This is a genomic window from Bosea sp. 29B (genome assembly GCF_902506165.1).
Classification (GTDB): domain Bacteria; phylum Pseudomonadota; class Alphaproteobacteria; order Rhizobiales; family Beijerinckiaceae; genus Allobosea.
Map to the genome: position 1 here is coordinate 2191655 of NZ_LR733817.1, position 22472 is coordinate 2214126.

The 22472-nt window shown below is 67.4% G+C and carries 24 protein-coding genes; 6 read left to right on the plus strand and 18 right to left on the minus strand.

Features of this window, described 5'->3' with window-relative positions:
• Positions 1-2: 2 nt before the first annotated feature.
• The 4 genes from GV161_RS10725 to rph all read right to left on the minus strand — a co-directional run bounded on the left by GV161_RS10725 (position 3) and on the right by rph (position 3975).
• On the minus strand, positions 3-1226 hold the full coding sequence (locus GV161_RS10725; protein WP_152013156.1) for an SMP-30/gluconolactonase/LRE family protein: 1224 nt from the start codon (positions 1224-1226) through the stop codon (positions 3-5).
• A 181-nt stretch (positions 1227-1407) separates the two neighbouring features.
• Entirely contained in the window at positions 1408-2610 is a 1203-nt protein-coding gene (gene hemW / locus GV161_RS10730; protein ID WP_152013155.1) for a radical SAM family heme chaperone HemW, read from the minus strand.
• The gene (gene rdgB / locus GV161_RS10735; RefSeq protein WP_152013154.1) at positions 2607-3254 is read right to left on the minus strand and encodes an RdgB/HAM1 family non-canonical purine NTP pyrophosphatase; all 648 of its coding nucleotides are present in this window, start codon (positions 3252-3254) and stop codon (positions 2607-2609) included. Before rdgB ends, hemW begins: the two co-directional genes overlap by 4 nt.
• A gap of 4 nt (positions 3255-3258) precedes the next feature.
• The gene (rph, locus tag GV161_RS10740) at positions 3259-3975 is read right to left on the minus strand and encodes a ribonuclease PH (RefSeq protein WP_152013153.1); all 717 of its coding nucleotides are present in this window, start codon (positions 3973-3975) and stop codon (positions 3259-3261) included.
• Positions 3976-4122: 147 nt separating this feature from the next.
• Between rph and hrcA the strand changes: the two genes are divergently transcribed.
• Together hrcA and GV161_RS10750 are read left to right on the plus strand one after the other, a co-directional pair.
• The gene (gene hrcA / locus GV161_RS10745) at positions 4123-5205 is read left to right on the plus strand and encodes a heat-inducible transcriptional repressor HrcA (RefSeq protein ID WP_152013152.1); all 1083 of its coding nucleotides are present in this window, start codon (positions 4123-4125) and stop codon (positions 5203-5205) included.
• Positions 5202-5858, plus strand: coding sequence for an ankyrin repeat domain-containing protein (locus GV161_RS10750; protein ID WP_152013151.1), 657 nt, complete (start codon positions 5202-5204; stop codon positions 5856-5858). The genes hrcA and GV161_RS10750 overlap by 4 nt, the downstream gene beginning before the upstream one ends.
• Before the next feature lie 3 nt (positions 5859-5861).
• On the opposite strand, the gene GV161_RS10755 is transcribed toward GV161_RS10750, so the two are convergent.
• The 12 genes from GV161_RS10755 to GV161_RS10810 form a co-directional block, all read right to left on the minus strand.
• On the minus strand, positions 5862-6212 hold the full coding sequence (locus tag GV161_RS10755; RefSeq protein ID WP_152013150.1) for a cupin domain-containing protein: 351 nt from the start codon (positions 6210-6212) through the stop codon (positions 5862-5864).
• Position 6213: 1 nt separating this feature from the next.
• Positions 6214-6828: a LysE family translocator gene (locus tag GV161_RS10760; protein WP_152013149.1), complete on the minus strand. Its 615-nt coding sequence runs from the start codon at positions 6826-6828 to the stop codon at positions 6214-6216.
• Between the two features lie 87 nt (positions 6829-6915).
• Complete coding sequence (locus GV161_RS10765) at positions 6916-8232, minus strand: methyl-accepting chemotaxis protein (protein ID WP_159650214.1); 1317 nt, start codon at positions 8230-8232, stop codon at positions 6916-6918.
• A gap of 176 nt (positions 8233-8408) precedes the next feature.
• Positions 8409-9536 carry a DNA replication/repair protein RecF gene (gene recF / locus GV161_RS10770; RefSeq protein ID WP_152013147.1) on the minus strand — a complete coding sequence of 376 codons (1128 nt, stop codon included), beginning with the start codon at positions 9534-9536 and terminating at the stop codon, positions 8409-8411.
• A 15-nt stretch (positions 9537-9551) separates the two neighbouring features.
• Positions 9552-10670: a DNA polymerase III subunit beta gene (dnaN, locus tag GV161_RS10775; RefSeq protein ID WP_152013146.1), complete on the minus strand. Its 1119-nt coding sequence runs from the start codon at positions 10668-10670 to the stop codon at positions 9552-9554.
• 137 nt (positions 10671-10807) lie between these two features.
• Positions 10808-12322 carry a chromosomal replication initiator protein DnaA gene (gene dnaA, locus GV161_RS10780; RefSeq protein WP_244623941.1) on the minus strand — a complete coding sequence of 505 codons (1515 nt, stop codon included), beginning with the start codon at positions 12320-12322 and terminating at the stop codon, positions 10808-10810.
• 788 nt (positions 12323-13110) lie between these two features.
• Positions 13111-13377 (minus strand): 30S ribosomal protein S20, encoded by a 267-nt coding sequence (gene rpsT / locus GV161_RS10785; RefSeq protein ID WP_091835631.1) that lies wholly within the window; start codon positions 13375-13377, stop codon positions 13111-13113.
• 169 nt (positions 13378-13546) lie between these two features.
• A complete protein-coding gene (locus GV161_RS10790; protein WP_152013145.1) occupies positions 13547-13942 on the minus strand; it encodes a RidA family protein in 396 nt (131 codons plus the stop codon).
• On the minus strand, positions 13939-14937 hold the full coding sequence (locus GV161_RS10795) for a threo-3-hydroxy-L-aspartate ammonia-lyase (RefSeq protein ID WP_193219504.1): 999 nt from the start codon (positions 14935-14937) through the stop codon (positions 13939-13941). The genes GV161_RS10790 and GV161_RS10795 overlap by 4 nt, the downstream gene beginning before the upstream one ends.
• A 222-nt stretch (positions 14938-15159) precedes the next feature.
• Complete coding sequence (locus GV161_RS10800; RefSeq protein WP_152013144.1) at positions 15160-15933, minus strand: enoyl-CoA hydratase; 774 nt, start codon at positions 15931-15933, stop codon at positions 15160-15162.
• 110 nt (positions 15934-16043) lie between these two features.
• Positions 16044-16421, minus strand: a complete 378-nt coding sequence (locus GV161_RS10805) for a tautomerase family protein (RefSeq protein ID WP_152013143.1) — start codon at positions 16419-16421, stop codon at positions 16044-16046.
• Between the two features lie 50 nt (positions 16422-16471).
• Positions 16472-16930 (minus strand): nuclear transport factor 2 family protein, encoded by a 459-nt coding sequence (locus tag GV161_RS10810; RefSeq protein WP_244623940.1) that lies wholly within the window; start codon positions 16928-16930, stop codon positions 16472-16474.
• Between the two features lie 130 nt (positions 16931-17060).
• Between GV161_RS10810 and GV161_RS10815 the strand changes: the two genes are divergently transcribed.
• Together GV161_RS10815 and GV161_RS10820 are read left to right on the plus strand one after the other, a co-directional pair.
• Complete coding sequence (locus GV161_RS10815; protein ID WP_152013142.1) at positions 17061-17918, plus strand: LysR family transcriptional regulator; 858 nt, start codon at positions 17061-17063, stop codon at positions 17916-17918.
• A gap of 68 nt (positions 17919-17986) precedes the next feature.
• Positions 17987-18460, plus strand: a complete 474-nt coding sequence (locus GV161_RS10820) for an SRPBCC family protein (protein ID WP_152013141.1) — start codon at positions 17987-17989, stop codon at positions 18458-18460.
• Here GV161_RS10820 and GV161_RS10825 read toward each other — a convergent pair whose 3' ends face one another.
• Both GV161_RS10825 and mutM read right to left on the minus strand, forming a co-directional pair.
• The gene (locus GV161_RS10825; protein WP_152013140.1) at positions 18461-19042 is read right to left on the minus strand and encodes a chloramphenicol phosphotransferase; all 582 of its coding nucleotides are present in this window, start codon (positions 19040-19042) and stop codon (positions 18461-18463) included. It abuts the gene before it with no gap.
• A gap of 8 nt (positions 19043-19050) precedes the next feature.
• Positions 19051-19941 (minus strand): bifunctional DNA-formamidopyrimidine glycosylase/DNA-(apurinic or apyrimidinic site) lyase, encoded by an 891-nt coding sequence (mutM, locus tag GV161_RS10830; RefSeq protein ID WP_152013139.1) that lies wholly within the window; start codon positions 19939-19941, stop codon positions 19051-19053.
• A gap of 95 nt (positions 19942-20036) precedes the next feature.
• Between mutM and ubiE the strand changes: the two genes are divergently transcribed.
• Positions 20037-20798 (plus strand): bifunctional demethylmenaquinone methyltransferase/2-methoxy-6-polyprenyl-1,4-benzoquinol methylase UbiE, encoded by a 762-nt coding sequence (gene ubiE, locus GV161_RS10835; protein ID WP_244623939.1) that lies wholly within the window; start codon positions 20037-20039, stop codon positions 20796-20798.
• A 16-nt stretch (positions 20799-20814) separates the two neighbouring features.
• Positions 20815-22374, plus strand: coding sequence for a 2-polyprenylphenol 6-hydroxylase (gene ubiB / locus GV161_RS10840; protein WP_152013137.1), 1560 nt, complete (start codon positions 20815-20817; stop codon positions 22372-22374).
• Positions 22375-22472: the final 98 nt, after the last annotated feature.

Consider the following 22472-nt stretch of genomic DNA (forward strand, 5'->3'; position numbering starts at 1 on the left):
GCTCAGCCCGGTCCGGCGCCCTGCGTGCCCAGATAGACCGCATAGATCGATTGGCTCGCCGCCATGAACAGGCGGTTGCGCTTGGGGCCGCCGAAGCAGATGTTGCCGCAGACCTCCGGCAGGCGGATGCGGCCGATCAGCTTGGCCTCCGGGTTGAAGCAGAGCACGCCGTTGTAGCCGACGGCACGCCCGGCATTGCTGGAGGCCCAGAGATTGCCCTGCACGTCGCAGCGCAGGCCGTCCGGCCCGCATTTCACCCCGTCGACCATGCAGTCCGAGAACAGCTTGCCGTTGGAGAGCTTGTTGTCGGCGCCGACATCGAAGACGTGGATGTCGCCCTTGCCGCCGGGGCCGGTGTCGCCCGGGCCTTTGCCGGTCGAGGCGATGTAGAGCTTCTTGTAGTCCGGCGAGAAGCACAGGCCGTTCGGATCGGGCACCTGCTGCTCGGTGACGACGAGGTCGATCCGGCCGCTCGGATCGATGCGATAGCAGTTCGTCGGCAATTCCCGCTTGAAGAAGCCGATTTCGGGCGGCTGGCCGAGGCGCGGATTGAGCTTGCCGCTGGCATTGCTCGGCCCGCCCGCGGCGTCCGGCGCGCCCTCATAGAGCTGGCCGCCATAGGGTGGGTCGGTGAACCAGTAGCTGCCGTCGGGATGCTGGACGATGTCGTTGGGCGAATTCAGCCGCTTGCCGTCAAACTTGTCGGCGAGGATCGTCACCGAGCCGTCGAGCTCGTAGCGCACGACGCGGCGGTTCAGGTGCTCACAGGAGAGCTGCCTGCCCTGGAAGTCGAAGCTGTTGCCGTTGCTGTTGCCCGACGGCGTGCGGAAGACGCTGACGCGGCCATCGTCCTCCAGCCAGCGCAATTGCCGGTTGTTGGGGATGTCGCTCCAGACCAGATAGCGCCCCTGCGCGTTCCAGGCCGGCCCCTCCGCCCAGAGTGCTCCGGTCCAGAGCCGCTGGATCGCGGCATTGGGTTGGGCCAGCCCCTCGAAGGCGGGATCGACTGCGAGGACGTCAGGGTCCCAGAAATAGGTGGTCGGCGCGCCGTTGCGGCTGAAATCACGTGGCGGCGTGGTGATCGTGCTCGGCGGCCCAGGCCGGGCGGCCGGAGCCTGCGCCAGAGCCGTATCGGCGGCTGCTACGAGTGCTCCTGCCCCCGCGACCTGCAACAGGCGGCGGCGTGACAAGGCGGGACGTGATTCATCGATCATGCGTGGCTGCATCGGTGACCTCCCTGGGTTGAACTTGTGCCGTTCTTACCCCGGCCATCGGGAGCGCCGATTGCGGCGGTGACGTGGCGGAAGGCAGCCGTGCGGTCATGACGAACCCTGCCTCAACAGGGCTTCTCACCGGTCTAAATCGGTTTAATGATATCGAGTCGAGCGCCGCTGCCGCGACCGGCCCTCAGGCGGCGAGATCGGCGACCAGCGCGTCGAGCAGGAGTGCGCCTTCCGGCGTCGCCGCGAGGCGGCCATTGGCCTTGCGAGTGAGGAAGCCCTCGGCGATCAGGCTGCCGATGCGGTTGCCGTTGAGCTTGCGGCCGGCGAGCCCTTCGAACACGTCGAGATCGATGCCTTCGACGAGCCGCAGGCCCATCAGCAGGTATTCGTCGCCCTGTGCTTCGGCCGAGAGCATCTCGTTCTCGACCAGCGCATCGCCGCTGGCCTCGATCCGTTCCAGCCAGGTCTCGGGGCGCTTTTCGGTCGACTGCGCGAAGCGGCCATCCGAGGTCACCAGCCGGCCATGGGCGCCCGGCCCGATGCCGGCATATTCGCCATAGTGCCAGTAGACCAGGTTGTGGCGGCATTCCGCGCCCGGCCGGGCGTGGTTCGAGATCTCGTAGACCGGCAGGCCGTGCTTGGCCGTGATCTCCTGCGTAACCTCGTAGAGCGCCGCGCCCGCATCGGGATCAGGAATGGCGAGCTTGCCGGCCTTGTAGAGCTGCTCGAAGGCGGTGCCGGGTTCGATGGTGAGCTGATAGAGCGAGAGATGCTCCGCGGCATGGCTGATCGCCAGCTCCAGCTCGGCCTGCCACAGCGCCGGCGTCTGATGCGGCGAGCGGGCATAGATCAGGTCGAAGGAGTAGCGTTCGAAATAGCGCCGCGCGATCGCGACCGCATCGAGCGCCTCCTGGGCCGAATGCATCCGCCCGAGCGCCTTGAGGTCGGCATCGTTCAGCGCCTGGACGCCGAGCGAGACGCGGTTGACGCCGGCGGCGCGGAAATCGCGGAAGCGCCCGGCCTCGACGCTGGTCGGATTGGCCTCCAGCGAGACTTCGCAATTGGGGTCGACGGCCCAGTGCTCACCGATCGCATCGAGGATCGCACCGACCGTCGCGCCCTCCATCAGCGAGGGCGTGCCGCCGCCGAAGAAGATCGAGGAGACCGTGCGCCCAGGCGCCAGTTCGGCCCGCTGGGCGATCTCGCGGCGGAAGGCGGCGATATAGCGGGCCTGGTCCGGTGGCTGATGCCGGACATGGGAGTTGAAGTCGCAATAGGGGCATTTGGCCAGGCAGAACGGCCAATGCACATAGACGGCGAAGCCGGCAGCCGCGGTCGGATGCGCCGGTACACCGGGCCGCGCGGCAAAGGCGGCCGGAGGGCTCAAGCGGGCTTCCTCAGGCAGGCGGCGGCCAGCACATGGAAGGCGCGGGCCCGGTGCGACAGGCCGGGCGAGCCGTCCTGCGGGATGCCGTGCTTCTGCTCCGAGGTCATCTCGCCGAAGGTCCTGTCGTGGCCAGCGGGCTGGAAGATCGGGTCGTAGCCGAAGCCGGACAACCCACGCGGTGCGTCGACGATCTCGCCGAAGACGCGGCCCTCGAACAGTTCCTGATGCCCGTCCGGCCAGGCGATCACCAGCGCCGAGACGAAATGTGCCTTGCGCTGTTCGGGCGTGGTCGCGCCGCGCTTGCCGAGCTCCATCTGCACCCTGGCCAGGGCCGGGGCGAAATCCTTGCCCGGCCCGGCCCAGTTTGCCGAGAACAGCCCGGGCGCACCGTCAAGCGCGTCGATGCAGACGCCGGAATCATCCGCCAGCGCCGGCAGGCCGGACGCATTGGCCGCCGCGACCGCCTTGATCGCGGCGTTCTCGGCGAACATGTGGCCATCCTCCACCGGCTCGGGCAGGCCAAGCTCGCCGGCCGAGACCAGCTCGACCCCATAGGGCGCCATCAGCTCGCGCATTTCGCGCAGCTTGCCCTGGTTGTGGGTCGCGATCACGACCTTGCCGGTGAGGAGGCGGTTGGTGGTCATGGCGTCAGGCCACCGCCGCCTTCTGCAGCGTGACCAGCTTGCCGATGCCGCCCTTGGCGAGCTTCAGCAGCGCCATCAGCTCGTCCTCGCTGAAGGGAGCGCCCTCGGCAGTGCCCTGCACCTCGACGAGGCCGCCCGCGCCGGTGATGACGAAATTGGCGTCGGTCTGCGCCCCGGAATCCTCGACATAGTCGAGATCGATCACGGGATTGCCGGCGACGATGCCGCAAGAGACGGCGGCGACATGATCCTTCAGCGGATTGGCGCCTTTCAGCATCCCGCGCCCTTCCATCCACTTCAGCGCATCGTGCAGCGCGACCCAGGCGCCGGTGATCGAGGCGGTGCGGGTGCCGCCATCGGCCTGCAGCACGTCGCAGTCGACGACGATCTGGCGCTCGCCGATCGCGGTCAGGTCGACCACGGCGCGCAAGCTGCGCCCGACCAGGCGCTGGATCTCCTGTGTCCGGCCCGAGGGCTTGCCGGAAGTGACCTCGCGGCGGGTGCGCTCATGGGTGGCGCGCGGCAGCATCGAATATTCGGCGGTGACCCAGCCCTTGCCGGTGCCGCGCAGCCACGGCGGCCCCTTTTCCTCGACGGTGGCGGCGCAGAGCACCTTGGTCTCACCGAAGGTGACCATGCACGAGCCTTCGGCATAGCGCACCACGCCGCGTTCCAGCGTGACCTTCCGCATCTCGTCGGCTGCGCGCTTCGAGGGTCTCATCGTGTCTTCCTGTCTTTTGGAGTCGGCGGCTTGTAGGCGCTTAACCGGAGTGCGGCAAGGCGAACGGGCCTCGGAGCCTCTTGGGACTTGATCCGTCTGCCCGCGAAGGGGACAATGGGCCATGGAATTGAGGTTGTTCGCCACGGAATGAGCGCCCATACGCGCCCTGAGATACCCGGCGGCCTGGTCGAGATCGACCAGCGCTCGCGCGAGATCTTTCGCCAGATCGTCGACGGTTACCTGACCACCGGCGAGCCGGTCGGCTCGCGCAACATCGCCCGGCTGCTGCCGATCGCGCTGTCGCCGGCGACGGTGCGCAATGTCATGACCGATCTGGAGACCGCCGGGCTGATCTACGCTCCGCACACCTCGGCCGGGCGGCTGCCGACCGAGCGCGGTCTGCGCTTCTTCGTCGACGGCATGATGGAGGTCGGCAATCTCACCTCGGACGAGCGCGGTCGCATCGAGGCGCAGATCAGGGCTGCCGCCAGCAACCGCTCGCTCGACCAGACGCTGACCGAGGCCTCGGCCTTACTGTCGGGCCTGTCGCGCGGCGCCGGCGTCGTCGTCACCACCAAGGCCAACGCCCGCCTGCGCCATATCGAGTTCGTCCGGCTCGATGCCGGCCGCGCGCTCGCCGTGCTCGTCGCCGATGACGGCACGGTCGAGAACCGCATCCTGGCGTTGCCGGCGGGCCTGCCGGCGTCGGCGCTGGTCGAGGCCGGCAACTTCCTCAACGCTCGCATCGTCGGCAAAACGCTCGACGAGCTTCGCCGCGAGATCGCCGACAGCCGCACCCTGATGGAGCGTGAGCTCGACGAATTGACCGCCCGGCTGGTCGAGACGGGCATCGCCACGAGTTCCGGCCCCTCCAGCGACCGGCATCTCATCGTGCGCGGCCAGGCCAATCTGCTCGAGGATCTGAAGGCACAGGAGGACCTGGAGCGCATCCGCCTGCTCTTCGCCGATCTGGAGACGCAGACCGAACTGATCGACCTGCTCTCGCGCGCCGAGGCGGGTGACGGCGTGCGCATCTTCATCGGCTCGGAGAACAACCTGTTCTCGATGTCGGGCTCCTCGATCATCGCCGCGCCCTTCCGCGATGGCGGCCAGCGCATCGTCGGCGTCGTCGGCATCATCGGCCCGACCCGGCTGAACTACGCCCGGATCGTGCCGATGGTCGATTACACCGCCAAGGTGGTCGGGCGCCTGCTCGACGGTGGCAGATGAGGCGGTGGCTGCGGGCCGGCGCGATCCTGGCGGGAGTGCTGCTGATGACCGGAGCGAGCGAAGCACAGACTGGCCTGCTCGAAGCCGCCGGCCGTGGCGATCTCGCCGCCGTGAACCGCCTGATCGCCGCCAAGGCGGATCTCGAACAGCGCGATGGCCAGCGTCAGACCCCGCTCCTGCTCGCCGTTGCCGGCAACCATGTCGCCGTCGCCAAGGCGCTGCTGGCGGCAGGTGCGAGCCCCAATGCCCAGGCGGTGAACCAGGACACGCCCTGGCTGCTCGCTGGCGCCAGCGGCCGCACCGAGATCATCGCGGCGATGCTGCCGCTCAAGCCGGACCTCACGATCCGCAACCGCTATGGCGGCAATGCGCTGATCCCGGCCTGCGAGCGCGCCCATGTCGAGACCGCCAAGCTGCTGCTGACATCAGGCATCGACGTGAACCACGTCAACAATCTCGGCTGGACCTGCCTTCTGGAGATCGTGATCCTCGGCGATGGCGGCCCGCGCCATCGAGAGGTGGCCAGGCTCGTGCTCGATGCCGGCGCCAACCCCAATCTTGCCGACAAGGATGGCGTCAGCCCACTCCAGCATGCCCGCAAGCGCGGCCAGAGCGAGGTTGCCACGCTGGTCGCGGCGGCCGGCGGGCGCTGAGCTTTATTCCAGCCAGTCGGTGATGAAGCGCTCGCTGGCGTGGATATCGATCGATTCCAGCGTCTCCGGCCCGAGGCTGCGGAACTTGTGCGGCACGCCGGCCGGCACGACCAGGATTTCGCCCGGTCCGGCCTCGATCTCCCGGTCGCCGATCGTGTAAAGCGCCCGCCCGGCGCGCACGATGAAGGTCTCCGGATAGGGATGGCTGTGCAGCCTTGGCCCCTTGCCGGGCTCGGCCCGAACGAAGATCAGCGAGACCTCGCCGCCGAAACGCTGGACTTCGCCATGCCATTCGTCGGGCGTCTCAGCCCAGTCCTCGCGGGCGATGACGCGCGGCGCGGGCTCGTCGGCCATCTCAGCCGCGCGCCGCAATCGCCGCCGCGGCGCCCGCCATCACACCGCCGGTGACACGGTTGATCCGGCGCATGGTCTTCGGGCTCGACACCAGCCGCCGCGCCCGGTCGGCCAGGAAAGCGTAGCCGAGCAGGGTGGTATTGATGATCAGCGTGGTCAGGGCGACGATCTCGGCGAAGGCCAACGGCGTGATCGCGTTGAGGTCGACGACCAGCGGCAGGATCGAGACGAAGAACACCATCACCTTGGGATTGCCGAGCGTCAGCGCGAGGCCGCCGAAAAACAGGCGCAGGCCTTCGCCACTCATCGGCGGCTGGTCCTCCAGGCTCTTCACCGGGGCGGTCCAGAGCTTCCAGGCGAGATAGATCAGATAGGCGCAGCCGGCATATTTGATGGCCAGGAACAGGCCGTGGAAGCTCTGCATCAGCACGGACAGGCCGAGGACCGAGAAGGTCAGCCAGACCAGGTCGCCGGCAGCGATGCCAAGCACGAAGGGCACCACCCGCCGGAACCCGGTCGAGAGCGAGCGCGCCACGATCGCGGCGATGCCCGGCCCCGGCGAGGCGACGGCCAGGAAGTAGACACCGGCGAAAACCAGAAGCCCGGCGAGATCCATCGAGCGTTGCTCCCTGATATCGGCTTGTAGCGGCCAGATTAGCAGCCTGCGCCGGATGTGTCCCATCGCCTTGCGTGATGGGAGAGATCAGCCGCTCTGGCGGATGCGTCCGCGCTTCTCGGCGCGCGCCTTGCCCATCGCGCCAAGGAAATCCCCGATCGATTGCTCTAGCGCCAGCGATTGCGACGAGGTCGCTCGGACGCGGTCGTCGACCTGCCGGGCGAGCGCAGCCGCTTCGCGCGCGAGGCCCTCGACCAGCGCGGCATGATGCGCGATGGCGTCGACGCCGGAGGACGAGCTTTCGGCGCGCTCGGCGATCGACCGGATATGGCTGGCCTGCCCCGCGACCGACTCGGCGACGACATCGGCACTGTCCTGCAGCGTCTGCATGGTCTGGCCGAGCCCGCGCACGGCCTCGCCGATGGCGCGCCCGGCATCGACGACCTCGCCGACGCCCTGGCGGATGGTTTGCGTTGCGTTGTTGGTGGCCGCGGCGAGCGATTTGACCTCGGCGGCGACCACCGCGAAGCCCTTACCGGCTTCTCCGGCGCGAGCCGCCTCGATGGTCGCGTTGAGCGCCAGCAGGTTGGTCTGGGCGGCGAGACTCCGGATCAGTTCGACCAGGCTGCCGATCCGGTCGCTGGCCTGATTCAGTAGCGCGACGCTGTCGCTGATCGCATGGCATTCGGCGTTCGCCGCTTGGGTCGCGCGGCTCGATCCCGCCGTCTCCTGGGAGATGCGCCCGCTGGCGAGCTCGCATTGCCGCGTCGCCGCGACGATCTCGGCCACGGAGGCGGCGACCTGCTCGGGCCGCTCCTGCGTGCCGGACAAGGCCGACAAGGTCGCGCCGGCCTGGGTCGAGAGCTGGCCAGAGAAGCCGGCGACATCCCCCAGGCTCGCCTCGATCGCCGAGATGCGCTCGCCGATCCCATCGCGAAAGGCCTGTTCGAGCGCGCCGAGACGATCGTTGACGTCGCTTTCGAGCGCGTCGTCGAAGCAGGCGAGCGAAAAGGAGATGTCGGTGAGCATGAGCTTGCAGAACACGCGCAGCGCCTCGTCGACCGGGCCCCAGCGCCGCTTCCAGCGCGCGACCAGGACAGCGAGGAAGTTCGAGAAGTCCTCGAGGAAGAACTGCGGATAGTCGGCGAGCAGGATGTCGCGGTTGTTGGCGCGGCCGACGATGCGCAGTTTCGCCAGCCGATAGCGCTCGTCGAGCTCGAGCCTGAACAGCTTGCGGTATTTCACCTGCTCGTCGGAGGCGACGTCGAGCTGGTCGAGATCGCGCTTGAACGTCTTGGCGTAGAGCTTGCGGGTGGAGGCGTCGAAATGCGGCTCCAGGATCGTCAGCAGGCGGCTGGCGATCACGGTTTCAGCCTGCGTGAAGGACGGCTGCGACGGATGCATCACCCGGAAGTGTCGCGCGAAATGATTAACCGCCTTCATACGTCAGGGAGCTGCCGCTGTGGCCCGCTTTGGCTATAGCACCAGACCGAAAAGTGGAATCCACTTTTTCGGAAAAATCCGATGCGATAACAATGTGATAGATCATCGTAATCGCGTCCGTTCGGACGCGCGATGATCTAGCACGTGGGTCTGACCTCGCCTGGCGTGACCAGGAAGCGCTGGGCTCCGGACGGGAGATCGCTGAACAGGGCTGGGTCGGCGCCGGTCATCCAGACCTGGCAGCCGAGCTCGGCCAGCGTTGCATAGAGCGCCGCCCGCCGGCGCGGGTCGAGATGGGCGGCGACCTCGTCGAGCAGGACGAGCGGCGGCAGCTCGCTCATCGTCGCGACGAGGCGGGCATGGGCGAGCACCAGCCCGATCAGCAGCGCCTTCTGCTCGCCGGTCGATCCCTGTCCGGCGGGGATGTCCTTGGCGGCATGGCGCACGGCGAGATCCGAGGCTTGCGGGCCGGTGAGCGTGCGCCCGGCCGCCTTGTCGCGCGGGCGCATCTCGCGCAGCATCTCGCGATAGCGGTCCTCGGCATCGAGTGCCGGCAGGCTCGCGACCAGCGCGTCGATCTCGCCCTCCAGGGCGATGTCGGCCTGCGGGAAGGGCGAGGCCTCGTCCGCGGTCTGGGCGATGATGGCCGAGAGCCGCGCGACGGTCTCGGCGCGCGCGGCCGCGACGGCGACGCCGAGCTCGGCGATCTCGCGCTCGACCGCGTCGAGCCAGCGTTGCTGGTGCGGGCTTTCGTCGAGGATGCGGTTGCGCGAGCGCAGCGCTTTCTCCAGTGCGTTCGAGCGCGTGCCATGGCCGGGATCGACCGCCAGCACCAGCCGGTCGAGGAAACGGCGGCGATCGCCGGCGGCGCCACGGAACAGCCCGTCGAGATCGGGCGTCAGCCAGACCAGCCTGACATAGTCGCTGAAGGCGAGGGCCGAGCCAGCCGGGGCGCCGTCGATCCGGGCGATCCGTGCTCGCCGACCCTCGGCATCGGGCGGCTCCAGCCCGATGCCGAGCCGCGCCCCATCATCGGCGAGCCCGATCGAGGCGGCGAAGCCGCCATCGCCGGGCTGGCGGACCATGTCGGAGAGGTCGGCGCGCCGGAGGCCGCGGCCGGGCGCGAACAGCGAGAGCGCCTCGAGCAGATTGGTCTTGCCGGCGCCGTTCTCGCCGCACAGCGCAACGAGCCGGCCCTCGATCATGAGATCGAGGGCCGGATAGGAGCGGAAATTCTGCAGCGTGAGGCGGGCGACCGCGGTCAAGACGCTCTGCCGGGATCAGACCCGCATCGGCATCAGCACATAGAGGGCCGAAGCGCCTTCGCGGTCCTGGATCACCGTCGGCGAACCCGGATCGGCGAGCTTGAGCAGCGCGGTGTCGCCGTCGAGCTGGGCAGCGATGTCCATCAGATAGCGCGCGTTGAAGCCGATATCGAGCGGGCCGGCATCATAGTCGACCTCGATCTCCTCGGTCGCCGAGCCGGAATCCGGATTGGTGACCGAGAGCGTCATCCGGCCATCGGCCATGGAAAGCTTCACGGCGCGGCCGCGCTCGGACGAGATCGTCGAGACGCGGTCGACGGACGCCGCGAAATCGCCCCTGTCGACGGTGAGCAGCTTGTCGTTGCCGCTCGGGATGACACGCTGGTAGTCGGGGAAGGTGCCGTCGATCAGCTTGGAGGTGAGCACGACCTCGGCGGTGGCGACGCGGATCTTGGTGGCGGAGAGCTCGATCTGGACCTCGCTCTCGCCGTCCTCCAGCAGCTTCTGGATCTCGGCCACGGCTTTACGTGGCACGATCACGCCGGGCATGCCGAGCGAGCCCTGCGGGGCGGCGGTATCGACGCGGGCGAGGCGATGGCCATCGGTCGCGACGGCGCGCAGCACCGGGCGCCCGTCGACATCGATCGCGTGCAGATAGATGCCGTTGAGATAGTAGCGCGTCTCCTCGGTCGAGATCGCGAACTGGGTCTTGTCGATCAGGCGCTTGAACTCGCCGGCCGGCAGCACGAAGCGATGCGCCATCTCGCCGGCGGTGATGTCCGGGAAGTCGCTTTCCGGCAGTGTCTGCAAAGTGAAGCGCGAGCGGCCCGAGCGCAGCACCATCTGGCCGGTCTCGCCGGTGATCTCCAGCGAGACCTGCGAGCCGTCAGGCAGCTTGCGGACGATGTCGTAGAGGGTGTGGGCGGGAACCGTGGTCGCGCCGGGCTCGACCACGTCGGCCGGCACGGTCTCGACGACCTCGATGTCGAGGTCGGTCGCCTTCAGCTTCAGTCCGTCCTCGCTACCGCGCAGCAGGAGATTCGACAGGATCGGGATCGTGTTGCGCCGCTCGACGACACGATGGACATGCCCGAGCGACTTCAGGAGAGTTGAGCGTTCGACCGTAACCTTCATGGCGTCTTCTGGCATGCTGGCGCCCGCGGCGAGCCGGCAGGCAGAAAGGTGGCCCGCGACATTGCCGGACGGCCGGGCCGCGCGCAAGGGCGCGCGAGCCCGCCTGCACAGTTAACGCAGAAGGGGAGGCTGGCGCCTCACTCCTGCAGCATGCGCTTCAGGAGATCGACCTCGTCGTGGAGGAGACGATCCTCGACGATCGCCTTCTCGATCTTGCGCACCGCATGCAGCACGGTGGTGTGGTCGCGCCCGCCGAAGCGGCGCCCGATCTCGGGCAGCGAGCGCGGCGTCAGCGCCTTGGCGAGATACATCGCGATCTGCCGCGGCTTGACCACGGCCGCAGTCCGGCGCTCCGACAGGATGTCGGCGCGGCTGACATTGTAGCGGGTCGCGACCAGCTTCTGGATGTCCTCGATCTTGACCCGGCGCGGCTCGCGCGTCCGCACGAGATCGCGGATCGCCGCTTCCGCCGTCTCCATCGTCACGCTGGCGCCGGTCAGCGTCGCATGCGCCAGGATGCGGTTGGCGGCGCCGTCGAGATCGCGGCCATTGGTGGCGACGAGCTTGGCGACATAGGCGATCACGTCCGGATTGACGTGGAAGCTCGGATGGGCGGCCTTCAGCCCATCGAGGCGGGTGGTCAGGATCTTGACCCGCAGCGCCTCATCGAGCTCGCCGATCTCGACGACGAGGCCGCCGGCGAGCCGGGAGCGGATGCGCTCGTCGAGCGCCTCCAGATCGGTGGGCAGCCGGTCGGCGGCGACGACGATCTGCTTGCCGGCATCGATCAGCGCGTTGATCGTATGGCCGAACTCCTGCTGGATCGAGCGGCCCTGAATGAACTGGACGTCGTCGACGATCAAAAGGTCGATGCCGCGCAGCTTCTCCTTGAACGCGAGCGCCGTCTGCGACTTCAGCGCGGCGACGAAGCCGTACATGAAGCGGTCCGCGGTGAAATAGGCGACGCGCTTGCCGTGCTGGCGCGCATCCTGGGCGATCGCCTGGATCAGGTGCGTCTTGCCGAGGCCGACGCCGGCATGGAGGTAGAGCGGGTTATAGGGCGTCGAGCCGGCGGGGGCCGCCGAGATCCGCTCGGCCGCGGCGAAGGCGAGCGCATTCGACTTGCCGACGACGAAGCTCTGGAAGGTCATGCGCCGGTCGAGCAGCGTGCCGCAGGCGTCCATGGGGTCGCGATCGCTGGCCGGGGTGGCGGCCGAAGCGGGGGCGACATCCGACATCGGGGTGGCCGGGCGAGCCTGGGCCGGGCGCGCCCGCTGTGCCGAGAGGTCCTGGCAGGGCTCGCTGCTGTCTCGCGCCACCTGGCGCACCGAAAGGGCGATGCCGTTGGGCGCATCGAGCTCGGCCATGCAGTGCGCCCGCAGGCGCTCGGCATAATGGGCTTCGAGCCAGCTCTTCAGGAAGCGGGTCGGCACGGTGAGGTGGGCGACGCCCTCGACGACCGCGCCGATCTCGACGCGCGCGAACCAGCTCGAGAAGACGTCCTCGCCGAGCTCGGCGCGCAGGCGCCGGCGGACCCTGTCCCAACGGTCCTTGGCCCCGGCGACGCTCGCCGGCCCAGTCGGGGCAAGCCTGGTCACCACAGGGGTGGCCGCAGTCTCAACCAGATTGCCAGTCTCCATCCGCTCGAACATTCCAATTGCCCCATTCCATTGTCGTGCATGTTGCCACCACGTTTTCCGAGGTTGGCCATGCAGTGGTTTGTTTATCGAGAAAAACGCTGCCCGCCTTCGGCGGCCCAAGAGCCGCGAAGCGAGGTCTTCCCAACGCTTTTCGAGGTAGAGCCGCACGCTCTAAAAAGATCGGCCGCGGCTATGGTCTATTCAAGGCGTTTAAATCTTTAAGACATAGAAACTCATTCTTCCAACCCCGCCTGGTTGTAAGCCAAAAACATCAACAATTCTTTGGAGAGCCGGTTGGACATCGCTGTCCGCCCGCCGATGAAAAGGACCTTACAGGGCCGCCTCGAACGGGGGCAATATCCCCCTCAGCCGGCTTCGGGGCGAAGGGGCATTCCGACCAGTGTCTGCCCTACCGGAAGGTGTCTCGCAATCAGTTGGGGAAGTTAAGCTTTTCTTTACCGGGCAGGTCTCGCGCCGGCTCCGAATCTTTTTTTTCGAAGCCTGTCCCCCGCCCCATCCGGGGAGCAGTGATTCACCCAGCTGAATTGCTTTGCCCACTAAGATGATGAAAAATATGGAGGAATTTTGTGCGGTCAAAAGTCCCGTACGGGACGATTTTCGACCTCCAAATCGGCATTGAAGTCAAGTCGGTAAAGTCGTGGAAAGATTGCGGAATCGCCGTTGACAGCGGGTGTTGCGCCGCAACATCGGGGCGCCTGTCGCAGGCGGGCAGGCAAACAAAAACCCGGCCTTTCGGCCGGGTCGAAAACTGCTCGCAAATCCGCTCTGATGAACGGCGATCAGGAAGCCAGCGCGCCGATACGATGAGCGAGACGCGAAACCTTGCGTGAAGCGGTGTTCTTGTGAACCACGCCCTTCTGTGCGGCCCGCATCAGCTCCGGCTGGGCAGCCTGCAGGGCAGCGGCAGCGGCGCTCTTGTCGCCGGAGGCGATCGCCTCCTCGACCTTGCGCAGGAAGGTGCGCACGCGGCTGCGGCGCGCCTTGTTTACTTCGGTGCGCCGCACGATCTTGCGCGCGGCCTTCTTGGCCGAAGTCGTGTTGGCCATGGTCTGTCCTCGTCCTCATCGCGGTGAGCGCCTGGCTATCGCCGGCTGGCACGACCACGGACCTTCAGTTGAAAATGCGAGCGACGGTCCTGCCGGAGCAAGACCGCCGCGAGGCCCGACCCTATAGTTCCTACCGCGCTTGGCGTCAACGCCGGAATCGCTGACGCTTTCAACCCGCCTTGCGGCGGACCGCCACGGCCTCGATCTCGACGAGATAGCCATGGTGCAGCTCCGGCACCGGGACGACCGTGCGGGCCGGCCTGTGCGGCCCGAAGACCTCGGCGTAGACCGCATTGAACTCTGGCCAATGCGCAGCGCCGACCAGATAGGCGGTGACCTTCAGCACATCGGCCGGGCCGCAACCGGCGGCGGCGAGCACCGCCAGGAGATTGTCGAGCGCCTGGCGGGCCTGCACCGCGAAGGGCTCGCCGGCGGTATGGCTGCCGTCGGGGCGCGGCGCGAGTTGGCCGGAGACGAAGACCAGATCCTTATACGCGACTGCCTGCGCATAATGCCCTGCCGGCGCCGGCACATCAGGCGACAGGATCGTCTCGATCTCGCTCACGCGCCCTCACCGACGAAACGGGCGAAGCTGGCGAGGTCGACATTGCCGCCGCTCAGGATGACGCCGACGCGCTTGCCCTTGACCGCCACTGCGCCGGTGAAGGCGGCCGCCGCTGCAAGGCAGCCGGTCGGCTCGACCACGAGCTTCATCCGCTCGGCGAAGAAGCGCATCGCCGCGACGAGGGCGGCGTCCGGCACGGTGACGATGTCCTCGACGAGGTCGCGAATGATCGGGAAGGTGTAATTGCCGAGGAAGGCGGTCTGGGCGCCGTCGGCGATGGTCTTGGGTACGTCGATCTTGACGATCTCGCCCTTGCGCAGCGATTGCTGGCCGTCATTGCCGGCCTCGGGCTCGACGCCATAGACCTTGCAGCCGGGATTGAGCGCTCTCGCCGCCAGCAGCGCGCCGGCGAGGAGCCCGCCACCGCCGAGGCAGACCAGCAGCACGTCGAGCTCGCCGGCCTCCTCGATCAGCTCCTTCGTCGCTGTGCCTTGGCCGGCGATGACGTCGGGGTGGTCGTAGGGCGGGATCAGCGTCAGCCCGCGCTCGGCCGCCAGTCGATCACCCAGTTGGAGCCGGTCCTGGGTATAGCGGTCATAGGTGACGACCTCGGCGCCATAGCCCTTGGTCGCCGCGACCTTCGCCGCGGGAGCGTCGAGCGGCATGATGATCGTCGCCGGCGCACCGAGCAGCTTGCTGGCATAGGCGATCGCCTGGGCATGGTTGCCGGAGGAATAGGTCAGGACGCCGGCCTTGCGCTGTTCCGGCGTCAGCGCCGCGATGGCATTGTAGCCGCCGCGGAACTTGAAGGCGCCCATGCGCTGCAGGTTCTCGGCCTTGAAGACGAGATTGGCGCCGGTGCGCTCATTGGCGGTGCGCGAGGTCAGCGCCGGCGTCCGATGCGCGACGCCGGCGATGCGCTGCGCCGCCGCTTCGACATCGGCATAGCTCGGCAGCGCTATGCCGTCGGTGAGGGAGCGGGCTGCGGCGGTCATGGCAAATCCTGCGTGCTCTTAAGAGTGAGCAGCCATGGTCCAGCAGCGCCGCCGGCCTTTCAAGTGAAAGAAATTGGCCCCGGCCATGCGTGGCGCTGATCGGCCGGGGCTTGCCTAGAGCATTTCCGGCGAACACAGATTCACCGGAAATGCTCTATCTCTTTGTTTCCTCGCAATTCCGGACGCAAAACCGCTCCGCACTTTTGCTGGAATTGCTCTAGGTCAGTAGTTCTTGAATTCGGGCTTCCGCTTCTCGATGAAGGCGGCCATGCCTTCCTTCTGGTCGTGCGTGCCGAACAGCGCCGAGAAGACGCGGCGCTCGAAGCGCAGGCCTTCGGCCAGCGTCGTCTCGAAGGCGCGATTGACCGATTCCTTGGCTGACAGCAGCGAGGGCAGCGACTTCGAGGCAATCTGCTCGGCCGCCTTCAGCGTCTCCGTCATCAGCTCGGCGAGCGGGACGATACGGGCGACCAGCCCGGCGCGCTCGGCTTCGTTCACATCCATGAAGCGGCCGGTGAGGCAAAGGTCCATCGCCTTGGCCTTGCCGATCGCATGGGTCAGGCGCTGGGTGCCGCCGGCGCCGGGGATGACGGCGAGGTTGATCTCCGGCTGGCCGAACTTGGCGTTGTCGGCAGCGATGATGAAATCGGCCATCATCGCGAGCTCGCAGCCGCCGCCGAGCGCGAAGCCCGCGACCGCGGCGATGATCGGCTTGCGACGCTGGCCGATCCGGTCCCAGTCGGCGAACTTGTCGTCGAGATAGGTGCCGGGATAGCTGCGCTCCTGCATCTGCTTGATGTCGGCGCCGGCGGCGAAGGCCTTCTCCGAGCCGGTCATGACGATGCAGCCGATATTGTCGTCCCGCTCGAACCCGTCGAGCGCCGCATTGATGTCGGCGATGAGCTGGACGTTCAGCGCATTCAGGGCCTGCGGCCGGTTCAGCGTGATGACGCCGACCTTGCCCTTCACCTCGACGAGAATGGTCTCATAAGCCATGGCGGTCTCCCAATGCGCTGTGTCCTGGCCACGAATAGCGGCCGCCCGGGCCGTGGTCCATGCGCGCGGACGCACGGCGCGATGCGAGCCTCGGCGCAGGTAACTTGATCTCAGGCGAACTGCGCCAGGCCATGGCCGACCGACCAGTTCTCCTTCGCCGCGTCGTGAACAACGATGAAGACGTCCTCGGGGCGAATTCCGGGGCTTTGTCCGAGCAGGTCCGCAATCCGCCGGAACAGCGCCTTCTTCTGTTCGGGGGGCCGCGAGGCGAACAGGGTGATCCGGATGTAGACGAGATTCTCGCTACGGAGCACGCCGAAGGCGGAGCCGTAGCGGAAATTCGCGGCATCATGCTCGCTGATCGTCATGAACTGGTCACCCTCGGGCGCGTCGAGCGCCTCCCGCAGCGCGCGATAGAGGCTGTCGAAGATCGCTTGCCGATAGGCTTCCGATTTTCCGGCGCGCAGCGAGATGTGAAGGAGTGGCATGGCGAACCTCGATCTTGCGTAGAGCGGCAGCAGGCGCGTGAAGGCAGCGGCTAGATCGGCGGGCCATCCTGGGATTCGACATGAAATCCCTTCGAGGTGATCAGCCAGGTGCCGTCGATCCGGTGCCAGGTCAGATGGTCCACGAACACCATCGTGTTGACCCTCACCCGCACTTTCGTCATCGCCTGGGTCGTGGAGGCGAAGTCGATCAGCAGAATCTCGTCCTCGCGCACGGCATCGACCGACTTCGGCGATTGGCGCTTGTCGAGGATGTCGCGGTAGGTCTGTGTCGGCCACGCCATCATCTTGCCATCGCGAAAGCCGTGCAGTTGGACCGTCGGCGCGAATGTCTGCTCGAAGCGGGACGTGTCGCAGTCGTACATGAGGTCGAAGTACTTCTCGATCGCCTCGGTCAATTCCAGCACGGAGGAGTGGTCGACCACTGGCTTGGCCGTTGCTGCCCTCTGGGGACGATCCTGCATTGCGGGCTCCTTGGTCATCGTCGTCATCGCAAACTCCCATTGCCAAGTTCGCGGTCGGCGCAGGGCCGCGCGAGATGCGTTCAGCGCATTCGACGGTAGAGAGCGATCAGTAATTTTGATACGATATCAATGTTCATTTCTATAATAACGAATGAAAATGACACAGTCTCCACTCGATCTCGATTCCGTTCAGGCTTTCGTCCATATCGCCGATCTCGGCAGCTTCACCCGCGCCGCCGAGGCGATGCGAACGACCCAGGCTGCGGTCAGCCTGAAGCTGAAGCGCCTGGAGCAGCGGCTGGATTGCCGGCTCGTCGAGCGTACGCCGCGCCATGTCGAGCTGTCGGCGCGCGGCGCGGCTTTCCTCGATCGTGCCCGCGAGCTCCTCAAGGTGCACGAGCGCGCGCTGTCCGCCTTCGTCCCGGCCAGGGAGCGCCTGACCATCGGCATCAGCGATCACGTCGCGGGGCCCGAGCTGCCGGCGCTGATCGCGCGGATGAACGCGCAGGACCCGCAGCTGGTGATCGAGATCCGGATCGGCACCTCCGGCGAGTTGCTCCAGAGCTTCGACCGGCGCGAGCTCGACACGGTGATCGTGCGCCTGCATGCCGGGCGCAGCGATGGCGAGCAGCTTGCGGACGAGAAATTCGGCTGGTTCGCCGCGCCGGCCTGGCAGCATCGTCCGGGCGAGCCGCTGCCGGTCGCCACCATGGCCGAGCCTTGCGGTGTACGCGTGATGGCCGGGCGACTTCTCGACGAGGCCGGCCTGCCCTGGACGGAAACCTTCGTCGGCGGCGGCGTCACGGCGGTCGTGGCCGCCGTCACCGCCGGGCTCGGCGTCGCGGCGCTGGCGCCGCGCATGCTGCCCTTCGGCGCGGTTGATGTCGGGCAAAGGCTCGGTCTGCCCGATTTGCCGCGCCTGCCGATCCTGCTGCACACGCGGGTCAGGGATGGCCGCCCGCGCGACGCCCTCGCCGCTCTTTCGGCGGCATTCAGGAGCGTGGTGAGAAGCTAGCTGCGCCGTTGGTCCCCAGAGGGCGCCTTGCGCGTTGATCAGGCATGGCCGCCGAATAGGAGGTGCGCATGACCGGCAAAACCCGAACCGATACCGCCTCGCGCCTCGTCAAGGCGTCGCCCGGGGCGGTCTACAATGCCTTCGCCGACCCGGCCGTGCTGTCGCGATGGCTGCCGCCCAAGGGGATGCGGGCGAAGATCGAGCGCTTCGAGCCGCATCCCGGCGGCAGCTACCGCATGGTCCTGACCTATGACGACCCGGCCCGCGCGCGCGGCAAGGCCACGGCAGACAGCGATATCGTCGAAGGCCGCTTCATCGCGCTCGACCCCGGCGAGCGCATCGTCTGGGAGGTCGGCTTCGTCTCGGACGATCCGGCCTTCGCCGGCACGATGACGATGACCTGGCGCTTCAAGGAGGTTCGAGACGGCACCGAGGTGACGATCCTCTGCGAGAACGTCCCGGCCGGCATCGGCAAGGCCGATCACGATGCCGGCTTGCGCTCGACGCTGGAGAACCTTGCCAGGTTCATCGAAAACGCCTGATCAACCGGCCGGCTCCGCCTCGGCGAGCAGGCTCTGGAAGGCCGAGGGCGTGGTGCGCGCATGCCAGGCAGCGATCAGCCTGTCGGCATTGGCCTCGGGCGCGATGGCCGAATCCAGTTCGGCATCGTAGCGGCAATAGCTGTGGATCTGGTGGAAGTCGCGGCGGGCATCGCCGATGCGCCGGTCGCGGCGCGCGATCTCGCGACGCTCCAGCTCGGCGAGGTCGCAATGCAGGCCGACGAAGAAGACGTCCTGCCCTGCGAGCAGGCGCACCAGCCGCAGCAGCCAGGCACGGCTCTCCATGATGTGCTCGACGATCAGATTGTTGCCGCAGCGGACATAGGCCAGCAGCGACTGCTCGAAGCCCTCGAAGAAGGCGTCGCGCATCGCGGACCACTGGAATTCGCCGCTGCGGATGCGCGCCGTCGGCAGCACGCCGGAATCGCGCAGATGGTCGATCGAGATGTGCCAGAACGGTTCCTCGATCCGGGCCTGCACGGCACGCGCCAGCGAGGATTTGCCGCTGCTGGAGGCGCCGTTGAGCAGGATGATCTTGCCGGGCGGGCGAAGAGCGTCGGGCATCGTGGTTGTCACGCCCGCTTCTGGCAGCTCTCGCAATAGAAGGTCGAGCGGCCCGACTGCACCAGCCGCTTGACCAGATGCCCGCAGCCGGGGGTGACGCAAGCGCCGCCCTCGCGGTCATAGACCTTGAAACGATGCTGGAAATAGCCGAGCGAGCCGTCGGCATGGGCGAAGTCGCGCAAGGTCGAGCCGCCGGCGGCGATCGCCTCCTCCAGCACATCGCGGATGATCTGCGCCAGCAGATGCGCCTTCTCGCGCGGCTTGCCGGTCGGCGTCGCCAGCGAGCCGGCTTCGGCCTCCGGATGCAGGCCGGCGCGGAACAGCGCTTCGCAGACATAGATGTTGCCGAGACCGGCGATCAGGCGCTGGTCGAGCAGCGCCGCCTTGAGCGGGGCGATCTTCCCGGAGAACAGCTTGGCCAGCAAGTCGCCGGAGAGCTCGTTGCCCAGCGGCTCGATGCCCATCCCGGCGAAATGTTTGGAGGTTTCCAGTCCGGCGCGCGGAACGAGGTCCATGAAGCCGAAGCGGCGGACGTCGTTATAGGTGACGCGCGCGCCCGAGCCGAGATGGAAGACGACGTGGTCGTGGATCAGGTGCCGGCCGATCTCGTTGTAATAGGCGCCGGGTTCGGTCGGCTTCGTGCCGGGGGCCTCGACGATGAAGCGCCCGCTCATGCCCAGATGCATCACGAGCGCCTGCCCGTCGTCGAGATCGGCGATCAGGTACTTGGCCCGCCGCGACAGCGCCTCGACGCGCCGTCCGGTCAGGCGCTCGGCGAAGCGCTCGGGCAGCGGAAAGCGCAGATCGGGCCGGTTCTGTTCGACGCGCGCGAAGCGCTCGCCGAGCATGGCGGGCTCCAATCCGCGCCGGACGGTTTCGACCTCGGGAAGTTCAGGCATGGCATCGGCTCTTCAGCATGCGTCGAGAGGGCCCGCGACAAGGCCCGATGCTTTCGCTATTCATCGCCTCACCCGAACACAAGAGCGGCCCAACCGTGACAGCAGCCTCCGACACCACCCATTTCGGCTTCGAGAACGTGCCGCTCGGCGAGAAGCAGGCCAAGGTCGACGACGTCTTTCACAAGGTCGCCGGCCGCTACGACCTGATGAACGACCTGATGTCGGCCGGGCTGCACCGCGCCTGGAAGGAGGCGCTGCTGACGGCGCTGAAGCCCCCGCGCGACCGGGCCTTCCACCATCTCGACGTCGCCGGCGGCACCGGCGATGTCGCCTTCAAGGTGCTGGAGGAGGGTGGGCCGCGGACAGACGTCACCGTGCTCGATATCAACGCCGAGATGCTCGCCGTCGGGCGCGAGCGGGCGCAAAAGCGCTTTCCCGACGATGACCGCATCCGCTTCGTCCAGGGCAATGCCGAGGAGCTTGCGCTGCCGGACGCGACTTTCGACGCCTATACGATCGCCTTCGGCATCCGGAACGTGCCGCGCATCGAGAAGGCGCTGGCCGAGGCCTATCGCGTGCTGAAGCGCGGCGGCCGCTTCCTCTGCCTTGAATTTTCCCATGTCGACGTGCCGCTGCTCGACAAGGTCTACGAGGCCTATTCCTTCAACGTCATCCCGCCGATGGGCCGGATGGTGACGGGCGAGGCGGAACCCTATCAGTACCTGGTCGAGTCGATCCGCAAGTTCCCGCGCCCGCAGATCTTCGCCAACATGATCGCGGACGCCGGCTTCCGTCGCGCCAGCTTCACGCCGATGACCGGCGGGGTCGTGGCGCTGCATTCCGGCTGGAAGCTGTGACGGGCGCTGCCGCGGCATGATCTCCGCGCTTGCCCATCTCGCCCGCTCGGCGCGGGTCGGCTTCGTGCTGGCGCGCGAGGGCGCGCTCGCCTTGGTCGATCCGTCCGTGCTGCCGCCGGCGGCGCGGGCGCTGATCGCGCTCGGCCGCCTGATCGAGCGGCGCGGCGCAGGCTCTTCTGCGACGAGGCTTGCCGCGGCGCTGACCCGCCTCGGCCCGTCCTATGTCAAGTTCGGCCAGTTCCTGGCGACGCGGCCTGACGTCGTCGGCATGAAGATCGCCGAGGACCTTTCGGCGCTGCAGGACCGAATGGCGCCATTCCCGATGGCGCAGGCCCGTGCCGCGATCGAAGCCGCGCATGGCGAGTCCGTCGAGGCGATCTTCGCCGAATTCGGCGAGCCAGTCGCGGCCGCCTCGATCGCTCAGGTCCACCGCGCCCGCCGCAAGGACGGCAGCGAGGTCGCGGTCAAGATCCTCAGGCCCGGCATCCGCGACCGTTTCCATCGCGACCTCGCCGCCATGCGCTTTGGCGCCGAGCTTGCCGAGCGCCGCTCGCCCGAGGCACGTCGCCTGCGCTTCGTCGCCATCGTCGAGACGCTGGCACGCTCGGTCGCGATGGAGATGGACCTGCGCCTGGAGGCGGCTGCCCTCTCCGAATTCGCCGAGAATACCAAGGAGGACACAAATTTCCGCGTGCCGGTGCCGGATTGGCAGCTCACCGCCCGCGAGATTCTGATCGACGAATGGATCGATGGCATCCGTCTTTCCGACGTCGAGGCCCTGCGCGCCGCCGGCCACGATCTGCCGGCGCTCGGCCGCAATGTCATCCAGTCCTTCCTGAAGCACGCGATCCGCGACGGCTTCTTCCATGCCGACATGCATCCGGGGAACCTGTTCGTCGATGCGGAGGGGCGGCTCGTCGCGGTCGATGGCGGTATCATGGGCCGGCTCGGCCACAAGGAACGGCGTTTCCTCGCCGAGATCCTGTTCGGCTTCATCACCCGCGACTATCGCCGCGTCGCCGAAGTGCATTTCGAGGCCGGCTATGTGCCGCCGCACCACTCGGTCGACGACTTCGCCCAGGCGATCCGCGCCGTCGGCGAGCCGATCCATGACCGGCGCGCCGACGAGATCTCGATGGCGAAGGTGCTGACGCTGCTGTTCGAGATCACCGGCCTGTTCGACATGGCGACACGCACCGAGCTCGTCATGCTGCAGAAGACCATGGTCGTGGTCGAGGGTGTCGCGCGCACGCTCGATCCCCATCTCGACATGTGGACCACGGCGGAGCCGGTGGTGCGCGACTGGCTGACGCGCAATCTCGGGCCGATCGGGCGCATCGAGGATGCTGGCCGCAGCGTGCGCACCCTTGTCGGGAGCCTCGCCAACCTGCCGGAGACGGTCGGCCGGGCCGAGCGCGTGCTCGGTCAGCTGGAAGATTCGTCGCGCCACGGCTTCTCGCTCGACGAGGCCAGCATCCAGGCGATCGGCCGCGCGGAAGCGGCGCGTAACCGCTGGGGCAACTGGGCGCTCTGGCTGATCGCGGCGCTGCTCGCCTGGATCGCGTTCTTCGACTAGCGGACCGCCTCGCATTGCTGGCGGACGATTGGAAACCATTTGAACGGTTTGCGCTTTACAAGCGCCGGCCCCTCGGGATTCCTTTAGGGCAAGGCCGG

Coding starts and splice junctions, on each gene's coding strand:
- GV161_RS10825 (WP_152013140.1), bottom strand. CDS start 19,042: ATGCCCGACGCTCTTCGCCCGCCCGGCAAGATCATCCTGCTCAACGGC.
- GV161_RS10795 (WP_193219504.1), bottom strand. CDS start 14,937: ATGACCGCCGCAGCCCGCTCCCTCACCGACGGCATAGCGCTGCCGAGC.
- GV161_RS10750 (WP_152013151.1), top strand. CDS start 5,202: ATGAGGCGGTGGCTGCGGGCCGGCGCGATCCTGGCGGGAGTGCTGCTG.
- dnaN (WP_152013146.1), bottom strand. CDS start 10,670: ATGAAGGTTACGGTCGAACGCTCAACTCTCCTGAAGTCGCTCGGGCAT.
- GV161_RS10765 (WP_159650214.1), bottom strand. CDS start 8,232: ATGCATCCGTCGCAGCCGTCCTTCACGCAGGCTGAAACCGTGATCGCC.
- rdgB (WP_152013154.1), bottom strand. CDS start 3,254: ATGACCACCAACCGCCTCCTCACCGGCAAGGTCGTGATCGCGACCCAC.
- hrcA (WP_152013152.1), top strand. CDS start 4,123: ATGAGCGCCCATACGCGCCCTGAGATACCCGGCGGCCTGGTCGAGATC.
- rph (WP_152013153.1), bottom strand. CDS start 3,975: ATGAGACCCTCGAAGCGCGCAGCCGACGAGATGCGGAAGGTCACGCTG.
- GV161_RS10805 (WP_152013143.1), bottom strand. CDS start 16,421: ATGCCACTCCTTCACATCTCGCTGCGCGCCGGAAAATCGGAAGCCTAT.
- GV161_RS10725 (WP_152013156.1), bottom strand. CDS start 1,226: ATGCAGCCACGCATGATCGATGAATCACGTCCCGCCTTGTCACGCCGC.
- GV161_RS10755 (WP_152013150.1), bottom strand. CDS start 6,212: ATGGCCGACGAGCCCGCGCCGCGCGTCATCGCCCGCGAGGACTGGGCT.
- GV161_RS10760 (WP_152013149.1), bottom strand. CDS start 6,828: ATGGATCTCGCCGGGCTTCTGGTTTTCGCCGGTGTCTACTTCCTGGCC.
- dnaA (WP_244623941.1), bottom strand. CDS start 12,322: ATGTTCGAGCGGATGGAGACTGGCAATCTGGTTGAGACTGCGGCCACC.
- GV161_RS10815 (WP_152013142.1), top strand. CDS start 17,061: ATGACACAGTCTCCACTCGATCTCGATTCCGTTCAGGCTTTCGTCCAT.
- rpsT (WP_091835631.1), bottom strand. CDS start 13,377: ATGGCCAACACGACTTCGGCCAAGAAGGCCGCGCGCAAGATCGTGCGG.
- GV161_RS10810 (WP_244623940.1), bottom strand. CDS start 16,930: ATGACGACGATGACCAAGGAGCCCGCAATGCAGGATCGTCCCCAGAGG.
- ubiB (WP_152013137.1), top strand. CDS start 20,815: ATGATCTCCGCGCTTGCCCATCTCGCCCGCTCGGCGCGGGTCGGCTTC.
- mutM (WP_152013139.1), bottom strand. CDS start 19,941: ATGCCTGAACTTCCCGAGGTCGAAACCGTCCGGCGCGGATTGGAGCCC.
- GV161_RS10800 (WP_152013144.1), bottom strand. CDS start 15,933: ATGGCTTATGAGACCATTCTCGTCGAGGTGAAGGGCAAGGTCGGCGTC.
- GV161_RS10820 (WP_152013141.1), top strand. CDS start 17,987: ATGACCGGCAAAACCCGAACCGATACCGCCTCGCGCCTCGTCAAGGCG.